This is a genomic window from Blautia sp. HCP3S3_B11 (assembly GCF_052064435.1).
In the GTDB taxonomy this organism is placed as follows: Bacteria; Bacillota; Clostridia; order Lachnospirales; family Lachnospiraceae; genus Blautia_A.
Genome location: NZ_JBQHVP010000013.1, coordinates 82,879 through 101,561 on the forward strand (window position 1 = coordinate 82,879; position 18,683 = coordinate 101,561).

The 18,683-nt window shown below is 40.9% G+C and carries 12 protein-coding genes, 1 tRNA gene and 1 other annotated feature; of the genes, 9 read left to right on the plus strand and 4 right to left on the minus strand.

Translation table 11 applies throughout. The annotated features are described in order from the left end of the window. Positions 1-2 precede the first annotated feature (2 nt). On the plus strand, positions 3-668 hold the full coding sequence (locus ACTNC0_RS11715; protein WP_441087514.1) for a nucleotidyltransferase family protein: 666 nt from the start codon (positions 3-5) through the stop codon (positions 666-668). A 196-nt stretch (positions 669-864) separates the two neighbouring features. Here the strand turns inward: ACTNC0_RS11715 and arcC are convergent, their stop codons facing one another. The 4 genes from arcC to dpaL form a co-directional block, all read right to left on the minus strand. Continuing rightward, positions 865-1,809 carry a carbamate kinase gene (arcC, locus tag ACTNC0_RS11720; RefSeq protein WP_441087515.1) on the minus strand — a complete coding sequence of 315 codons (945 nt, stop codon included), beginning with the start codon at positions 1,807-1,809 and terminating at the stop codon, positions 865-867. 200 nt (positions 1,810-2,009) lie between these two features. After that, positions 2,010-3,203: a knotted carbamoyltransferase YgeW gene (gene ygeW, locus ACTNC0_RS11725; protein ID WP_117674634.1), complete on the minus strand. Its 1,194-nt coding sequence runs from the start codon at positions 3,201-3,203 to the stop codon at positions 2,010-2,012. Positions 3,204-3,554: 351 nt separating this feature from the next. Beyond that, positions 3,555-4,865, minus strand: coding sequence for a YgeY family selenium metabolism-linked hydrolase (locus ACTNC0_RS11730; RefSeq protein WP_441087516.1), 1,311 nt, complete (start codon positions 4,863-4,865; stop codon positions 3,555-3,557). Positions 4,866-4,963: 98 nt separating this feature from the next. Beyond that, entirely contained in the window at positions 4,964-6,193 is a 1,230-nt protein-coding gene (gene dpaL, locus ACTNC0_RS11735) for a diaminopropionate ammonia-lyase (RefSeq protein ID WP_441087517.1), read from the minus strand. Between the two features lie 342 nt (positions 6,194-6,535). On the opposite strand from dpaL, the gene ACTNC0_RS11740 reads away from it, so the two are divergent. The 8 genes from ACTNC0_RS11740 (at position 6,536) to ACTNC0_RS11775 (ending at position 18,551) form a co-directional block, all read left to right on the plus strand. After that, positions 6,536-7,777 carry a DUF1015 domain-containing protein gene (locus tag ACTNC0_RS11740; protein ID WP_441087518.1) on the plus strand — a complete coding sequence of 414 codons (1,242 nt, stop codon included), beginning with the start codon at positions 6,536-6,538 and terminating at the stop codon, positions 7,775-7,777. A gap of 117 nt (positions 7,778-7,894) precedes the next feature. Further along, on the plus strand, positions 7,895-8,284 hold the full coding sequence (locus tag ACTNC0_RS11745) for a hypothetical protein (protein ID WP_441087519.1): 390 nt from the start codon (positions 7,895-7,897) through the stop codon (positions 8,282-8,284). Positions 8,285-8,449: 165 nt separating this feature from the next. Continuing rightward, positions 8,450-8,523, plus strand: a tRNA-Pro gene (locus ACTNC0_RS11750). A 97-nt stretch (positions 8,524-8,620) separates the two neighbouring features. Beyond that, positions 8,621-8,878: a binding site (T-box leader), on the plus strand. A 177-nt stretch (positions 8,879-9,055) separates the two neighbouring features. Next, positions 9,056-10,711 carry a 2-isopropylmalate synthase gene (locus ACTNC0_RS11755; protein ID WP_441087520.1) on the plus strand — a complete coding sequence of 552 codons (1,656 nt, stop codon included), beginning with the start codon at positions 9,056-9,058 and terminating at the stop codon, positions 10,709-10,711. 583 nt (positions 10,712-11,294) lie between these two features. Beyond that, entirely contained in the window at positions 11,295-13,550 is a 2,256-nt protein-coding gene (pflB, locus tag ACTNC0_RS11760; RefSeq protein ID WP_441087521.1) for a formate C-acetyltransferase, read from the plus strand. A 5-nt stretch (positions 13,551-13,555) separates the two neighbouring features. Beyond that, on the plus strand, positions 13,556-14,296 hold the full coding sequence (gene pflA, locus ACTNC0_RS11765; RefSeq protein WP_441087522.1) for a pyruvate formate-lyase-activating protein: 741 nt from the start codon (positions 13,556-13,558) through the stop codon (positions 14,294-14,296). 272 nt (positions 14,297-14,568) lie between these two features. Continuing rightward, entirely contained in the window at positions 14,569-17,055 is a 2,487-nt protein-coding gene (locus ACTNC0_RS11770) for a methyltransferase domain-containing protein (RefSeq protein WP_441087523.1), read from the plus strand. A 635-nt stretch (positions 17,056-17,690) separates the two neighbouring features. Next, positions 17,691-18,551: a cell wall hydrolase gene (locus ACTNC0_RS11775; protein ID WP_441087525.1), complete on the plus strand. Its 861-nt coding sequence runs from the start codon at positions 17,691-17,693 to the stop codon at positions 18,549-18,551. The last annotated feature ends 132 nt before the right edge of the window (positions 18,552-18,683 follow it).

Here is an 18,683-nt window from a genome sequence, read left to right on the forward strand (position 1 = left end):
CTTTGAAAATTGCAATGATTATGCTGGCGGCTGGAAACAGCCGCCGTTTTGGTGGAAATAAGCTTCTGTATGAAGTAGACGGAATGCCTATGTACAGGCATATTCTGGATTTGCTTATGGAAGTGGAAAATGAAATGAAAAACATTTTGAAACAAAATAAAGAAGGAAATCCTGTTGAGGATGAAGCTGACATTGAGCTAAATAGAGAGTGCTCAAAAAATATTACGTGTAGTATTACTGTAGTCACACAATATGAAACGATCGCAGAGATAGCCATAGAAAATCAAATTCAGGTTCTCTATAACCATCATCCGGAGAAGGGAATTTCTTCAACTATTCAAATTGGACTGAATGCCAATCTGGATGCAGATGCAGTACTATTTACAGTCTCTGACCAGCCATGGCTTAGTAAAGAGACAATCCGTAGATTGATAGAAGTATTTTTGAACAGTAAGAGAGGAATTGCCTCCGTTTCCTGTCAGGGGAAGTTAGGGAATCCATGCATTTTCAGAAAAAAATACTTTAATGAATTACTTGCGCTGGAGGGGGATAAGGGTGGGAAGAAAATAATCATGAAACATCTCGAAGATACGCAGATTTGTGAAGTAGAAGATGTCAGAGAGTTAGAAGATATAGACTATCGTGATATAACACCGAAAATAAAATAAAGATTACATTTCATTCTTTATTTTAACCGAACCAAACTGTGGAGCAGTTATTTGGTGTAGAGCCGTGTAGCGAAAGCGGATTGCGAATATCCGATTGACTAATGTAATAAAAAAGTTCTGGTGCTTTTGAGCGTCAGAACTTTTTTTGTGAGAGTATTCACTTGTATAACAGATGCCGTAGTATCTGTAAAATGAATTAAAGATGGATTTTGGTTCCGGTCTTTCCCTGAATGCCGTCTTTTGCTTTTTCCAGTAAGGTAATCATGGCAGTTCTTCCATCCTTGGAACTTGCAAAATCAACAGCAGCCTGAACTTTAGGAAGCATGGAACCTGGGGCAAACTGACCTTCGCTAATGTATTTCTTAGCATCTTCTACCGTCAGATCATCTAGCCATTTTTCGTTTTCTTTGCCAAAGTTTACAGCAACTTTTTCTACTGCTGTAAGAATGATAAGCATATCTGCATCCAGTTCTTTAGCCAGAAGACAGCTTGCAAAATCCTTATCAATAACAGCAGATGCACCTTTGAGATGATGTCCGTTAAGAACAACAGGAATTCCGCCGCCTCCGCAGCAGATAACGATTTTATTTGCGTCGACAAGACTATTGATTGCATCCTGTTCAACAATTTCAACAGGCTTCGGAGAGGCAACAACACGACGGTAACCACGTCCGGCATCTTCTTTCATGATATGCCCATAAGCTTTAGTCTGATACTCAGCTTCTTCTTTAGTAAGGAATTTGCCGATCGGCTTGGACGGATTTTCGAATGCAGGATCATTCGGATCAACGCGAACCTGAGTGACAACTGTTACAACAGGTGTGCGAACAAAGCCGCGGATACGAAGCTCCTCTCTTAATGCATTCTGTAAATCATAGCCGATATAAGCCTGGCTCATGGCAACACAGACGGAGAGAGGAGTATTTGGCTGATTTTCGTCTTCTCTGGAAAGAGCCGACATTGCATTGTTAATCATACCAACCTGAGGTCCGTTTCCATGGACAACAACAACCTGATGACCTTCTTCAATCAGATCACATAATGCTTTTGCAGTAGTTTTTACAGCTACCATCTGTTCCGGGAGAGTATTTCCCAGAGCGTTTCCGCCAAGAGCGATAACAATTCTTTTTCGTGTAAACATTTGTAAAAACCTCCTGATTAAGGGCAAAGAGGGCCGCCGCAATAAACATTGTCTGCTTTCTGCGACAGCCCTGCCTGCTATACAATATAGTAATGAATGCGTTTGAGTAATCACGCTGACTGCCTGATTACTGTCTGTATGAACAATAAATTCTGTTTGTGTATAATTAAGATTTCGAGATTAATATTCTGAAAGACAGTTTATTTCAGAATTCTCGGAGCTGCCTTAACTTCAAGTTTTTTGAGGATATCCTGTGGATTTTCAAATTTGGAAAGCATGATCATAGCAGCGATGATGTATGGTTTGAAGCTTGCTTCTTTGTATAACGGGATTCTGTAACGGTCGAATACAGAAGCATCAACTTCACCTGTTTCACAGCTTACGCCTGTGATATCAGCTGGCAGGCAGTGCAGATAGAGGGCTTTTCCATCTTTCGTTGTTTTCATGAGTTCCTCAGTGCAAGCCCAGTCTTTGTGCTGTGCATTCTGAGCAAGAAGTTCTTTCTCTAATTTGTCAATTCCGTCAAAATCACCTTCTGCATAAAGGTTTGTACGTTTTTCCATAGCTGCAAATGGAGCCCAGCTCTTAGGATAAACAATATCAGCATCTTTGAAAGCTTCAGCCATATTGTTTGTTTTTGTGAAGGAACCGCCTGTAGCTTCAGCGTTTTTCTTAGCAATTTCTTCTACTTCCGGCATTACATCATATCCTTCCGGATGAGCAAGTACAACATCCATACCGAAACGTGTCATCAGACCAATCACACCCTGTGGAACGGAGAGCGGTTTGCCATAGGATGGAGAATAAGCCCAGGACATAGCAATTTTTTTGCCTTTCAGATTTTCAACACCACCAAATTCATGGATGATGTGAAGCATATCTGCCATACACTGTGTTGGATGGTCAACATCACACTGAAGGTTTACAAGAGTAGGTCTCTGCTCAAGGATACCATCTTTATTTCCTTCTGTTACAGCATCCATGAATTCTTTCTGATATGCATGTCCTTTACCGATATACATATCATCACGAATACCGATTACATCAGCCATGAAAGAAACCATATTTGCTGTTTCACGAACTGTTTCGCCATGAGCAATCTGAGATTTCTTTTCATCCAGATCCTGCACTTCCAGACCAAGAAGGTTACATGCGGATGCAAAAGAGAAACGTGTACGTGTGGAGTTATCACGGAAGATAGAGATTCCAAGACCGCTTTCGAATACTTTTGTGGAAATATTATTTTCTCTCATGAAACGAAGAGCATCAGCAACTGTGAATACAGCTTCCAGTTCATCATCTGTTTTATCCCATGTCCAGAAGAAATCGTTGTTGTACATTTCTTTGAAGTTTAAGCTGTTTAATTTGTCAATGTAATCCTGTAATGTTTTCATAAAATTAGTACCTGCTATGCTTTTGATAGCTTATCCTTTCTGAATATGAATTGTAAAATGAAATTGTAACAAAACATTTTATGTATTGTTTTTATTTAACCACATCAAGTAAGCCCCCTGCTTCAATTGCGGAGAGCAATAAGCAGTGAGTAGGGACTTGCTTGTATCAGGAGGGGGTTGTACCCCTCCGATAAACTGCGGAGCAGTTATTCGGCTATGAGCAAGTAGCGAAAGCGGATTGCGAATAGCCGATTGACTCTCCCTAGCTGTTAAAGCAGGGAATTTGTCTGAACACAAATCGGGCCTCTGGGATTATAGGAATCCGTTGTCTAAACTTTGAGATAGGAATGATTATTTGCAATATGCAGTTGGAAGAGCAGCATATACAGCAGCACATCTTACAAGGTCGATCTTCCATGTTTTTTCATTTGGAGCATGTGCCTGTGCCTCTGCACCAGGTCCAAATCCAATACAAGGAATGTTGTTACGTCCCATAATTGTTACACCGTTAGTAGAGAATGTCCATTTGTCTGTGAGTGGACGAGCTTTTCTCATACCCTCAGTTTCTGCATTGCCAAGACGTTCTTCGCCGTACAGTCCATTATAAGCTTCTTCCAGAGCCTGTGTTACTTTGTGATCTTTCGGAATTACCCATGTCGGGAAGTAGCATTCAATCGGGTATACAAGTTCTGTATAGGATGGACGATTGTACTCATACATGGATACAGTTACGTCATCACCGTATTTCTTTACAGATGGAAGAGCACGAATCTCATCCAGACAGCTTTCCCATGTTTCTCCGGCTGTCATACGACGGTCAAGAGATACAGAGCAGGAGTCTGCTACTGCGCAACGGCTTGGGGATGTGAAGAAGATTTCGGAAGTTGTAACGGTACCACGTCCAAGGAAACGAGCTTCTTCCCATTCAGGGTTGTATTTCTCATCAAGCATTTTAACAAGACCTTTGATTTCGGTAGTATCAGCTGCATCATTTTCATTTAATGCACGAATATCCTGGAGAATGTCAGCCATTTTGTAAATAGCATTGTCACCACGCTCAGGAGCAGAACCATGACAGGAAACGCCCTTTACATCTACGCGGATTTCCATACGTCCACGCTGTCCTCTGTAGATACCGCCATCTGTCGGCTCTGTGGAAACAACGAATTCAGGACGAACACCATCTTCATGAATGATATACTGCCAGCAAAGTCCATCACAGTCTTCTTCCTGTACAGTACCTGTTACCAGTACCTGATATTTATCATTTAAAAGACCAAGGTCTTTCATGATTTTTGCGCCATATACTGCAGAAACGATACCGCCCATCTGGTCAGATGTTCCACGTCCTCCGATCTCCTCATCGGTTTCGAAACCTTCATATGGATCAAATTCCCAGTTCTTGATGTTACCGATGCCTACAGTATCAATATGAGCATCAAAGCCGATCAGAGTTTTACCTGTTCCCATATATCCGAGGATATTTCCCATAGGGTCGATCTGAACTTTATCAAATCCGACTTTCTCCATTTCTTCTTTGATTCTCATGATGTGTCCTTTTTCTCCACAGCTTTCACCAGGAATGCGAACCAGGTCGCGAAGGAATCGGGTCATATCATCTTTATAACCCATTGCAGCTTCGTTGATTTTTGTGTAATCCATTTTTGTGTCCTCCCAATATTTATATGATCAAGTTATTTGGTTGCAAAGTATGTAATGCTCTTGTGCGATACTTTTTATAAAACCAGAAATCGCTGTGATTATTCACTTAATGATTCATTTGTTCCGTATAATCCATCCCATACGATCTCGCGGTAACGAACAGGGTCAGTATCACCCTCTGTGGAAAGAACCAGTATTACGGAGTTTTCATCCAGCTTCAGAGCTTCCTTTAAATCCTTTGCGTCTTCGTCATGAAGAGCAGTATAGCAAAGACCAAGTGGAACAGAACCGGATTCGCCGGAAACAACGTGTGGGTCATCTCCAAGTGGATTAGCATAGATACGTGTTGCTTTTGCGCTCATCCAGTCAGGACAGGAAGCAAATACATCTACATGATTCTTAAGAATATCCCATCCAATAGTGTTTCCCTCACCGCATGCAAGTCCGGCCATGATAGTCTGAAGATCTCCGGTAACATTTACCAGATTACCTGTTTTGGCAACCGCAGAACGATACAGACAGTCAGCGGCACTTGCCTCACAGACAGTCATGATCGGCGGGTTATCTTTGTATTTATGGGCGAAATAACCAACTACAGCACCTGCCAGAGAACCAACACCGGCCTGAACAAATACGTGAGTCGGACGGTCAATTCCCATTTCTTTTAACTGCTGGTCTGCTTCAAGAACCAATGTGCCATAGCCCTGCATGATCCATGAAGGAATTTCTTCGTATCCGTCCCAGGCAGTATCCTGAACGATGATACCATGTTCTGTCTTGGCAGCTTCTGCTGCAGCCATTCTTACACAGTCATCATAGTTTACTTTTTCAATTGTAACAGTGGCACCTTCTTTGGCAATATTATCGAAACGTGTTTTTGTTGTGCCTTTTGGCATTCTTATAACTGCTTTCTGGCCGAGACGTTTCGCAGCCCATGCAACTCCACGTCCATGGTTACCGTCTGTGGCGGTAAAGAAAGTTGCCTGTCCAAATTCTTCTCTTAATTTATCAGAAGAGAGAACATTGTATGGCAGTTCGCTGATATCGCGGCCAACTTCTTTTGCGATATAACGTCCCATTGCATAGGAACCTCCCAGTACTTTGAAAGCGTTTAAGCCAAAGCGGTAGGATTCATCCTTACAGAAAATATTCTTTACTCCTAAATATTTAGCAAGGGATGAAAGGTTCTGAAGAGGTGTCACACTATACTGTGGGAAACTCTTGTGAAACTCATTTGCTTTCTTTACGTTTTCTTCGGACATCAGTTCCAGATGTTTATCATCTGATTTCGGAACCTCATTTACAGTCCATTTTAATCCTTCTGTCATAAAATGACCTCCCTTAAAATTATCAATTGGTTTCCTTAATTTCTGACTCTATCATACCATATAAAAAAATTTTTGCAATAGAAAATACAAAAATTTTTAGGTTTTTCAAAAAAAAGTTAGGTACTTTAATATACGCATTGATATAAATTGAAAAATATGATAAAATTATAAATAGTTTGTGTCTCATTTAATGGTAATCAAATCAAATAAGTCCCTTGTTTCAATTGTGAGAATTTGTTTGATTTTAAGACGGAATAAGTTTTATTATTTTCTTTTTTAGCAGAAAAAGAAAATAATAAAATAGCAGAAATGAGGCAAGGATACAAGAGAGGAGTGAATATCATGGCAGTACTTCAGTCATTCAGGGCATTACGCCCTGTGCAGGAAAAGGCAGCAGATGTAGCTGCACTTCCATATGATGTAGTAAACAGAGAAGAAGCAAAGGCAATCGGAGATAAGAACCCATTATCTTTTCTTCATGTAGACAGACCGGAAATGGATCTGGAACCGGAGATTGACCTATATGATGAACGGGTTTATGAGAAAGCAAGAGAAAATCTCATTGACATGGAAAAAGCAGGAATTTTTCTCCAGGATGAAAAGCCTTGCTACTACATATATGAACTTGTAAGAAAGGGCAGGACGCAGACAGGCATTGTAGGATGCAGCTCTATTGATGATTATATGAATGGTGCAGTCAAGAAACATGAGCTGACTAAGGAAGATAAGGAACAGGACAGAATTCACCACGTGGATTCCTGCAATGCTAACACAGGCCCTATTTTTCTTGCATGCAGATACCCGGAATCGCTTCTTAAGCTGATGAATGACTGGAAAGAAAATCATGAAGCAGCATATGATTTTACGGAGGATGATCAGATCACGCATAGAGTGTGGGTGATTGATAATCAAGAGATTATTGGTGAAATACGTGAAGAATTTGAAGGAATTGATTCTCTTTATATTGCTGATGGACATCATCGTGCGGCTTCTGCGGTAAAAGTAGGTTTAAAGAGAAGAGAACAGAATCCAGATTACACAGGTGAAGAAGAATTCAATTATTTCTTATCCGTTGTATTTCCGTATGATCAGCTTTGTATTCTTCCATATAACAGGGTTGTCAGAGACTTGAATGGTCTGACTGTAAAAGCGTTTCTGGGGGCGCTGAAATTTAATTTTGAACTGATGCTGATGCCTGGATTTCCATGTAAACCTGTAGAAAAGCATTGTATGGGAATGTATGTAGATGGACAGTGGTATCATCTGAAAGCATGGCCGGATGTTTATGAGAAAAAAGATGTGGCAGGACAGCTTGATGTATCTATCCTTCAGGAAAAAGTTCTCAGTCCGATTCTCGGAATCGAAGACCCACGTACAGACCAGAGGATTTCTTTTGTAGGGGGAAATCATAAGGCAGCAGAACTTGCCCGGATGGCAGACAAAACCGGTGGCGTGGCCTTTGTTATGTATCCGACTTCCATGGAAGATCTGATGAAGATTGCTGATGAGAGCAAATTAATGCCGCCAAAATCCACATGGTTCGAACCGAAGCTCCGGAGTGGATTGTTTATACATAAACTGTAGAAATATATTTTATAAAAATCTTATAATTTCGACATGGACTTTTATTCCTTTCGATGGTACAATGAATTCATATAAAAGAGAACGAAATGTACTAAAACATGAAAGGAGGGAGAGTAAATGGAAGATACAGAATTGAGAAGTATTCTTTTTTCTATTCAGGGAAGCATTATTGGTTTGCAAAGTGATATGTCTGATATGAAGAATGATATGGCAGGTATGAAAACCGATATCGCGAATATGAAAACCGATATCGCGAATATGAAAACCGATATCGCGAATATGAAAACTGATATTGCGAATATGAAAGCTGATATCATAAATATGAAGTCAGATATTAAAGAATTGCAGGGAAGTGTGAAAAAGATCGAACTTAAACTGGAAAATGAAATTGACAGAAAGATATCTGCCCTCTTTGATGCACATATTGATGAACTTCGCTATAGGAAAGAAAATAAAGAAACCAGTGAGAAAGTTGCCAGTTTGGAAATGCGCGTAGATAATCTTTAAAAAGTGGTTATGACAGCGTAGAGGAACTTAGAATACATATGATAAACCAGGAAGAAGCCTTATGTTACAGAGAACATATATAAGATTTCTTTCTGGTTAATTTTAAGTAATTTTACAGAAAATAGTTGAAATCAGAGGATGGATTTGTTATACTTATATCCGTTGCGGGGTATGGCGTAGCTTGGTAGCGCGCACGGCTGGGGGCCGTGAGGTCGCAGGTTCAAATCCTGTTGCCCCGACTGATGATAATAATATAAAGTAATGCAGAAGTTTTTCTTGACGAGTGCTTCGGCTTTATGTTAATATCATCTTCAGAGGTTTTATTAAAAATATAAGAGAAATGCACGGATGAGGAATAGTACACATGGACCAGAGCACAGAGAACTGCTGGGAGCTGAGAAGCAGTGGAAGGAAATTGTGGAACTCGCCTTTGAGCAGCTGCCTGAAACCTTCTGAGAGTAGGTGCAGACGGTGTCCACCGTTATATGGAGAGGATATAAGGACGATGACTCGTTCCGTATCCCATGAGTGTATGACGTAGTTCATAAAATAAGAGTGGTACCGCGTAAGATAATAGTATCTTTCGTCTCTTGCAGATAAGTCTGTGGGGATGAGAGATTTTTTTTATGTCAATTTTAGCCGGATCAGATAAATCGTCCGTTTCAGTCCGCTTCAATAAAAACAGGCAGAGGATTTATATTCAATGATCAAAACGGTAAGATTTCAGCCCACAGGAAAAACATAATATTTACATAATGGAGGAAGAGAAAAATGATGAATCCAAGCAAGTATCAGAGACAGTATTTTATGCCGCCTGTTAAATGCATGAAATGGGCAGAAAAAGAATATGTAGACAAAGCACCAATCTGGTGTTCTGTAGACCTTCGTGATGGAAACCAGGCACTTGTAATCCCGATGAGCCTGGAGCAGAAAATTGAATTTTTCAAACTTCTTGTTAAAATTGGTTTCAAAGAAATCGAAGTAGGTTTCCCTGCTGCTTCTGAGACAGAATATGAATTTCTGCGTACTTTAATTGAACAGAATCTGATTCCGCAGGATGTAACTATCCAGGTTCTTACTCAGGCAAGAGAGCATATTATCCGTAAGACTTTTGAAGCTGTTAAGGGCGCTCCGAAAGCAATCGTACATGTATATAATTCCACATCTGTTGCACAGAGAGAGCAGGTATTTAAGAAATCCAAAGAAGAAATCTTAAAGATTGCAGTAGATGGAGCTGCATTATTAAAGAAGCTTGCTGATGAAACAGAAGGAAATTTCCAGTTTGAATACAGCCCTGAGAGTTTTACAGGTACAGAGCCGGAATATGCACTGGAAGTTTGTAATGCAGTTCTTGATGTATGGCAGCCGACAGCTGACAACAAATGTATCATCAACCTGCCTGTAACTGTACAGCATTCCATGCCACATGTATACGCAAGTCAGGTAGAGTATATGTGTGAGAACCTGAAATACCGTGAAAATGTAATCGTATCTCTTCATCCGCATAACGACAGAGGCTGTGGTGTTGCAGATTCTGAGATGGGCTTACTTGCAGGTGCGGACAGAATAGAGGGTACTTTATTCGGAAATGGTGAACGTACCGGTAATGTGGATATCGTCACACTTGGCATGAATATGTATTCCCAGGGAGTAGATCCGAAACTTGACTTCTCCGATATGCCACATATCTGTGAGGTATACGAAGAATGCACAGGAATGAAAGTCAGTGAAAGAAGTCCATACAGTGGTGCCCTTGTATTTGCTGCATTCTCCGGTTCACATCAGGATGCGATTGCCAAAGGTATGCACTGGAGAGATGCCAAAGATCCGGATCACTGGAATGTACCGTATCTTCCAATTGATCCGAAAGATGTTGGCAGAAACTATGACGCGGATGTAATCCGTATTAACAGTCAATCCGGTAAGGGCGGTGTCGGATATATCCTTGAGACAAAATTCGGCCTGAATCTTCCGCCGAAAATGCGCGAAGCAATGGGATATGCAACAAAAGCAGTATCTGATCATAAACATAAAGAACTTCATCCGGATGAGATCTTCAGCCTGTTTAAACAGACATTTGAAAATATTGTGGAACCATACAGTATCAATGAAGTCCATTTCCAGCAGAAAGACGGCGGTATTGTGACACAGGTTACTTCCAGTTTCCAGGGAAAGACGATTACAACAGAGGCTACAGGTAACGGACGTCTTGATGCAGTCAGCAACGCATTAAAGAAAGCATATGAGCTGAAATATACACTGGAGACTTATCAGGAGCATGCTCTGGAACGCAGCTCAAGTTCCAAAGCTATCGCTTATGTAGGTATTAAAAAACCAGACGGAACTCTTGCGTGGGGAGCAGGAGTAGATCCGGATATCATCAGAGCCTCTATCGATGCTCTTGTAACAGCAATAAATAATCGATAATCGTTACTTTAAAATGAAAGAAGTAAACGAAATTGATTATATTAGTAGCTCATTGAATGTGAAGTGAGTAATAATTTTGTATTCTTATTTTAGAAAGAAATTCAAAATCCAGATTGACATAAGATAAAAATTATCAGATACTTGGCAGGATGTGTGATGGATATCCTGCCAAGTATCTTTTTGTATTTTTATATGTACAAAAATCGTTACTGTTCACTCCGTTCTCAGTAACGTAGCCAAAATTCATTCCAGATTGCCTGCGGCAATGGAATTTTGTCTTGTATGTCTCGGGATTTTGGCATATTCATGCCAAAACACCTCGCGGGATAGTGGTGTCTGAACAGTAACCAAAAATCCTTTAAGTACAGGATAAAGTACATTCAAATGGGAAATCCTGAATAAAAATGAGAAAGATTGTATTTAATTAAAATCATAAGCAAAACCAATTGACATAATGCCTGTGTTTACGTATACTAACACCGTGGACAGAAAAGTGTCCTAAAAAAGTATAAATTACATTTTATTATCTCGCATCAGGCTAGTGAGAAATGCGCGGAAATATTTTAGAGAAAGAGGTAAAAGAATGAAAGATTTTGAACAGTGGAATGGCTTTAAAGGGAACCGTTGGAAAGAGAAAATCGACGTTCGTAACTTTATTAAGCTGAACTACACACCATATGATGGGGACGATTCCTTCCTGGAAGGACCTACTGAGGCAACAAACAAACTTTGGGGTAAACTTCAGGAACTGCAGAAAGCAGAGCGTGCAAACGGCGGAGTTCTGGACATGGAGACAGAAGTTGTAACCTCTCTGACTGCTTATGGCCCTGGATATATTGATGAAGACCTCAAGAATCTGGAAAAGGTTGTAGGACTTCAGACCGACAAACCTCTCAAACGTGCATTTATGCCATACGGTGGTATCAAAATGGCAGAGCAGGCATGTGAAACCTATGGATACGAAGTAAGTGATAAAATTAAAAATATTTTCAACAACTATGAATTTAAGACTCATAACCAGGGTGTATTTGATATCTACACACCAGAAATGAAAATGGCCCGTCATAACAAGATCCTTACAGGTCTTCCGGACACATATGGCCGTGGACGTATTGTAGGTGACTACAGACGTGTAGCTCTGTATGGTATCGATGCTCTGATCGATGGAAAACAGAAAGACTTCGCAGCAAGTGACCGCCAGGGTATGAGACGTTACGACTTCCAGCTTCGTGAGGAAATCGCAGATCAGATCCGTGCACTGAAAGGCATGAAAGCAATGGCTCAGGCATACGGTTATGATATTTCCCAGCCGGCTAAAGATGCAAGAGAAGCATTCCAGTGGTTGTATTTTGGATATCTGGCCGCTATCAAGACACAGAACGGTGCTGCAATGAGTGTTGGACGTATTTCCACATTCCTTGATATCTATATTGAAAGAGATCTTCAAAATGGTATTCTTACAGAGTCTGAAGCTCAGGAGCTCGTTGACCACATGGTAATGAAATTCCGTATGGTAAAATTTGCACGTATTCCTTCATATAACCAGTTATTCTCCGGTGATCCGGTATGGGCAACTTTGGAAGTAGCAGGTATGGGAATTGACGGACGTCATATGGTAACGAAGAGTGACTACCGTTTCCTTCATACACTGGAAGATATGGGACCGGCTCCGGAACCAAACCTTACAGTACTTTATTCTTCAAGACTGCCTGAGAACTTTAAGAAATATGCTGCAAATATTTCTGTTACAACAAGTTCTATCCAGTATGAAAACGATGATGTTATGCGTCCGGTATGGGGCGATGACTACAGCATCTGTTGCTGTGTATCTGCTACAGAGACAGGTAAAGAGATTCAGTTCTTTGGTGCTCGTGCAAACCTTGCAAAATGCCTTCTTTACGCTATCAACGGTGGTGTTGATGAGAAAACAAAACAGCAGGTAGGACCGGAATACACACCAATCACTTCTGAATATCTTGACTATGACGAAGTAGTTGCAAAATATGACAAGATGATGGACTGGCTGGCTCACCTCTATGTAGGTACTCTGAACATGATCCATTATATGCACGACAAATATTACTATGAAGCAGCAGAGATGGCTCTGATCGATACAAAAGTTGATCGTTCTTTTGCAACTGGTATCGCAGGTTTCTCTCATGTAGTTGACTCTCTTTCTGCTATCAAATATGCGAAAGTAAAAGCTATCCGTGATGAGGATGGAATTACTACAGACTTTGAAGTTGAAGGCGATTTCCCACGTTATGGTAACGATGATGACAGAGCAGATGAGATCGCAACAACACTGCTTTCCACATTCCTTGAAAAACTGAAACATATTCATACTTATCGTGATTCCAAACCAACCACATCTATCCTTACTATTACTTCTAACGTAGTATATGGTAAAGCTACAGGTTCTCTTCCGGATGGAAGAAAGATGGGAGAACCTCTTGCACCTGGTGCAAACCCATCTTACGGTGCAGAGCAGAACGGACTTCTTGCTTCCTTAAACTCTGTTGCAAAACTTGACTATGAGGATGCGCTTGACGGAATCTCCAATACACAGACAATCAATCCGGATGCACTGGGACATAGTAATGAAGAACGTACAGAGAACCTTGTTCATGTACTGGACGGATACTTTGATCAGGGTGCTCATCACCTCAATGTAAACGTATTTGGCAAAGAGAAACTGATCGATGCTATGGAACATCCGGAAAAAGAAGAATATGCAAACTTTACAATCCGTGTATCCGGATATGCTGTTAAGTTCATTGACCTTACAAGAGAACAGCAGCTGGATGTTATCGCAAGAACTTGCCACGACAGAATGTAATCAGAATGGATAATAAGCAGATGAAAGGTTATGTTCATTCCCTGGAAAGCTTCGGGTCCGTAGATGGACCCGGAGTAAGATATGTGATTTTCTTAAGTGGCTGTGCTATGAGATGCCAGTTCTGTCATAATCCGGATACCTGGAAGCTGAATCAGGGACAGGAGTATACGGCAGATGAACTTCTAAACAAGGCATTGAGATATAAGGGTTACTGGGGAAATAAGGGTGGTATCACTGTAAGTGGTGGAGAACCATTGCTGCAGATTGATTTTTTGACAGAATTGTTTAAAAAGGCGAAGGCGATGGGGATAAATACAACTCTTGATACCAGTGCGAATCCTTTTACAGATAAAGAACCGTGGCATTCCAAGTGGCTTGAGCTTATGAAATATACAGATCTTGTGCTTCTGGATATCAAGCAGATTGATGAGGCGGAGCATATTAAACTTACAGGGCATTCAAATAAGAATATTCTTGAGATGGCGCGTGAGCTTTCAGATATGAAGAAGCCTGTCTGGATCAGACATGTGCTTGTGCCGGACGGCAGTGACAGGGATGAATATCTTCATCGGCTGGCTGATTTTATTCATACGCTTTCTAATGTGGAGCGTGTGGAGGTGTTGCCGTATCATACACTTGGGAAGTTTAAATGGGAGAATCTTGGGATTCCTTATCCGTTGGAGGGGGTTAATCCGCCGACGCAGGAGAGGGTTGATAATGCCAGGGAGATTCTTGGGGCAATTTAACCGAATAACTTGAAAAAGATGATAAGCTGTTATATGGGTGAGAGGCCTGTATAGCAGCTTTTTTCTGGCAAGCTGTTGATTGGCAAAATTGAATAGATTTGTATCCCCCCTATGGGCTTGCTGTGGAAAGTGGGGTTTGTTATAATTCAGGTCATGATGAATTCATAATTGTATTGTATGGTGCAGATGAAGGCGGGAAAGCTGTTGGTAATTTGTAAGATAATATTATTGTGTAGAATTGAAGTTGTAATAGAAAGCGGAGGAAGGCATAATTGAAGGATTTATTGTCGGAGATTGAGAGTTATTGGACTACCCGCGCTGAGGGGTATTCTGAGGTGAATCATAAGGAATTGAATGGGATGCAAAAGGGGGCGTGGCTTGAGGTTCTTGAGAGTCAGTTTCCGAAGAAGGCGAAGGAGGAGCTGAAGATTCTGGACATTGGTACCGGACCGGGTTTTTTTCCTGTTATTCTGGCTGGAGCGGGGTATAGGGTTACTGCGGTGGATTATACGCAGGAGATGCTGGATACTGCGAAGAAGAATGCAAGGGAGCTTTGCGATAATATTACTTTTTATAAGATGGATGCGCAGAATCTGGAGTTTGAGGATGATGTGTTTGATGTGGTAATCAGCAGGAATCTGACCTGGAATCTGAAGGAGCCAGAGAGGGCTTATAGGGAGTGGTGCCGTGTTCTGAAGCCGGGGGGAAAGTTGATTAATTTTGATGCGAACTGGTATGGCTATCTTTATGATGATGAGAAGCGTCAGTCTTATGAGGAGGATAGGCGGAGTGTAGAGAGTGAGAATCTGGATGATCATTATCTTTGTACGGATATTGAACGTATGGAGAAGATTGCATTACAGATGCCGCTTTCTGCGATTAACAGACCATCCTGGGACAGGAAGTTTCTGAAGGAGAATGGGTTTTCGAGTGTGGCAGTTGATACAGGAATCTGGGACAGAGTGTGGAGTCAGGAGGAGAAGCTGAATTATCATTCTACGCCGATGTTTATGGTTAGTGCTGTAAAAGAAGCGGGAAATAACTGGAATAGTAAAGAGTTGAAGCCGGGAGAGGATGATGCGCAGAATTATGTGGAGAGTTCTCTTATGACTGCACCAGGAACTAAGAAAAATGGTTTTCTGAAGCTTGGAGGAGGGGAGTTTGCTCTTCCTTATACTGTGATCTGTGGAAGTAATCCGGGGAAAACGGTTTTGATTACGGCAGCGGTTCATGCAGGGGAGCATGTGGGAATTCAGGCTGCTATAGAACTTGCAGAGAGCCTGGAGCCTGAAAAAATCAATGGCAGCGTGATTATTGTAAAAACTGTCTGTCGAAGAGAATTTGAAGAACGTGGCGGCAGTATTTGCAAGGAAGATAAAAAGAACCTGAATCGTGTTTTTCCGGGGAATCCGAATGGAACCAGGATGGAACGTCTGGCTTATGCGGTTGTGCAGACATTGCAGAGCGAAGCGGATTTTTATATAGATATTCACAGTGGTGATGATTATGAAGAGCTGACACCGTATATTTATTATGCCGGAAAGGGAGATGCGGATGTTGTTGCTATGTCAAAGAAGATGGCTGAACAGGCAGATGTACCGTATATGGTAAAATCTGATGTAGCTTCGGGAGGTTCTTATAATTATGCGGCGTCCTGCGGAATTCCGAGTGTACTGATTGAGAGAGGGCAGATGGGAGGATGGACGCAGGAAGAGGTTTATTCTACAAGAAAGGATGTTCATAATATTCTTTGCTGTCTTGGAATTTATGACGAACTCAGAAGCTATAGTACGTATTATCCGATGGAGATTGATGAGATGCGCTATCAGTCTGCAAGCGTGTTTGGTCTGTGGTATCCGGAAAAGAAACCAGGAGACCTTATTAAGGCAGGAGAATTTCTTGGATGTACACGTGACTATGAAGGGAATGTTCTGGAAAAAAGTTATTCAGATTTAAATGGCGTGATTCTTTATCAGGTTGCCAGTCTTCAGGTATTAAAAGACGGACCGATGATCGCTTATGGTAAATTCAGTTCCAGGAAAGATGAGAGAAAAGAAAAGATTACGAATTACTGGACGAAAAGAAGTGACAGCTTTATGGAACAGAGGAGAGCCGAACTTCACAGTGATATGGCGGATAAGTGGATGAAAGAAATCTGTACTTTTCTTCCGAAAAGGAAGTTGAAAATTCTTGATGTGGGATGTGGAGCAGGGTTTTTTAGTATTCTTTTATCGAAACTTGGACATGAAGTTACAGGAATTGATCTGACTCCGGACATGATCACTCATTCCAGGGAACTGGCCAAAGAGGAAGGCGCTTCCTGTACATTTAAGGTGATGGATGCAGAAAAGCCAGATTTCACAGACGAAAGCTTTGATGTGATCGTAACCAGAAATCTTACCTGGACGCTGCCAGATGCCGCACGGGCTTACAAAGAGTGGATTCGTGTGCTGAAAACAGGCGGTGTATTGATTAATGCGGATGCCAATTATGGAGCTGATAACTTTACTGATACAACGGATCTTCCTTCTAATCATGCGCATTTCACAGTTGGGGATGCAATGATGAATGAATGCGAGGAAATCAAACGGCAGCTCCCAATTAGTTCTTATATCCGACCTGCCTGGGATGTGGAAATATTAGGAAAACTTGGGGTAAAGAAATTTTCGATTGATACAGGTATCAGTGAAAGAATTTACACGAAGAAAGATGAGTTTTATAACCCGACACCTATGTTTTTGCTTTGCGTGGAAAAGTAGGCAATTTGAAATGAATTTTGGTTGCATTACTGAGAACGGAGTGAACAGTAACCGGAGTGAATAATAACGAATTATTACGTATAGATTTTATTGACGGGGAATAAAGTGACTTTTATACTTAAAATAGATATGGAAATTTTAACCAAATCAAGTAAGTCCCATGCTTCAATTGCAAAGAGCAATAAGCAGTGAGTGGGGACTTGCTTGTATCAGAAGGGGTACAAGCCCCTTCTGATAAACTGCGAAGCAGTTATTTGGTTATGAGCAAGTAGCGAGAGCGGATTGCGAATATCCGATTGACTATGGTTGTAGCTTTTGATAAGGTCAGGATACATGAACAGTAACACATGCACAGTTACTGTTCACTCCGTGCCCAGTAACACGCTACGCGATGCACAGAATTTATGCCTGAGGCATAAATTCGCGCGGTATGTCTCGGGTTTTCTGTGGCCTTCGCTCACAAAAAAACACGTCGCGGGATATTACCAATGAACAATAACCATGCGCAGCACAAATGTTACAAAAATGTAAAAAAAGCTTGACAAAATTAATTATATTAAATATAATTTTCTTATAAATTACAGAAATGTTACAAAAATAAAACTTATAATTAAAAAGCGCAAGGAATGAAAAGTATGAAAGTTCAAAAAAGTTTAAGCCACCCCGGTAAAGAAGAAAAAAAGAAACAATCAGGTGAATCGGTGCGTAGTCTGGCATTGGTTGCAGTTTGTACATGTGTGGCGGTTGCATTTGCGGCAGGCGGCAGAGTGGCAGACTATAATGGGAAAAATAAAGTATATGCTGCTTCGGAGAATGAACAGGAAACTTTTTCTTCACATTCCGCTGGAAATGATATAGTACCTACAGGGATTGCCGGTGTAGTGTCGGGAATGAAGGGTACAACTTTTCATAAGAAATCAGTAACTCGTATTGGAACCTCCTGTGAGCAGGTCATGGTTGGTCAGAGAATCAAAGTGATAGAAGATAATGTTGCAGAATTTGATGTCAGTTCATCAATGGAAAATAAGATAAATGATCTTGATGCGAAGACAATGGCACTTTCTGAGAAAGCTCAAATGATGTCTGATGAAGATTATGATACTTTACTGCATATTGTAGAAGCAGAGGCTGGAACAGAAGATATCAAGGGACGTGTTCTGGTGGCTAATGTAATCATGAATCGTACAAAAAATGATGAATTTCCGGATACAGTTACCGAAGTGGTCTGGCAGTGTACCAATGGAGTTCCACAGTTTTCACCAACGTATGACGGTCGTATATATGAAGTGACAGTTACCGATGAAACAAAGGAGGCTGTCAGACAAGCTCTTGAGGGAGTTGATTATTCAGAGGGAGCTCTGTTTTTTATCCAGAAATCTGAGGCTGAGAAACATAATGTTTCATGGTTTGAAAAAGATTTGAAACGATTATTTAAATATGGTGTACATGAATTCTATACATATCCAGACACAGATGAGAATTCAAAGGAATCTTAGATGATGTATTCTGGAGATATGAGTGTATGTAGTAAGTAAAAGAGGTGCAGATAACCATACTATGGAAAATCTGTACCTCTTTTTCAACCATGCTCTGGTAATCAATGACAAAAAGAAGAAGCAAAAGAAAAA

Bases quoted from the DNA above. Each gene is read 5' to 3' on its own strand.
- arcC (WP_441087515.1), bottom strand. From the start codon at position 1,809: ATGTTTACACGAAAAAGAATTGTTATCGCTCTTGGCGGAAACGCTCTG.
- ygeW (WP_117674634.1), bottom strand. From the start codon at position 3,203: ATGAAAACATTACAGGATTACATTGACAAATTAAACAGCTTAAACTTC.
- ACTNC0_RS11730 (WP_441087516.1), bottom strand. From the start codon at position 4,865: ATGGATTACACAAAAATCAACGAAGCTGCAATGGGTTATAAAGATGAT.
- dpaL (WP_441087517.1), bottom strand. From the start codon at position 6,193: ATGACAGAAGGATTAAAATGGACTGTAAATGAGGTTCCGAAATCAGAT.
- ACTNC0_RS11740 (WP_441087518.1), top strand. From the start codon at position 6,536: ATGGCAGTACTTCAGTCATTCAGGGCATTACGCCCTGTGCAGGAAAAG.
- ACTNC0_RS11745 (WP_441087519.1), top strand. From the start codon at position 7,895: ATGGAAGATACAGAATTGAGAAGTATTCTTTTTTCTATTCAGGGAAGC.
- ACTNC0_RS11755 (WP_441087520.1), top strand. From the start codon at position 9,056: ATGATGAATCCAAGCAAGTATCAGAGACAGTATTTTATGCCGCCTGTT.
- pflB (WP_441087521.1), top strand. From the start codon at position 11,295: ATGAAAGATTTTGAACAGTGGAATGGCTTTAAAGGGAACCGTTGGAAA.
- pflA (WP_441087522.1), top strand. From the start codon at position 13,556: ATGGATAATAAGCAGATGAAAGGTTATGTTCATTCCCTGGAAAGCTTC.
- ACTNC0_RS11775 (WP_441087525.1), top strand. From the start codon at position 17,691: ATGAAAGTTCAAAAAAGTTTAAGCCACCCCGGTAAAGAAGAAAAAAAG.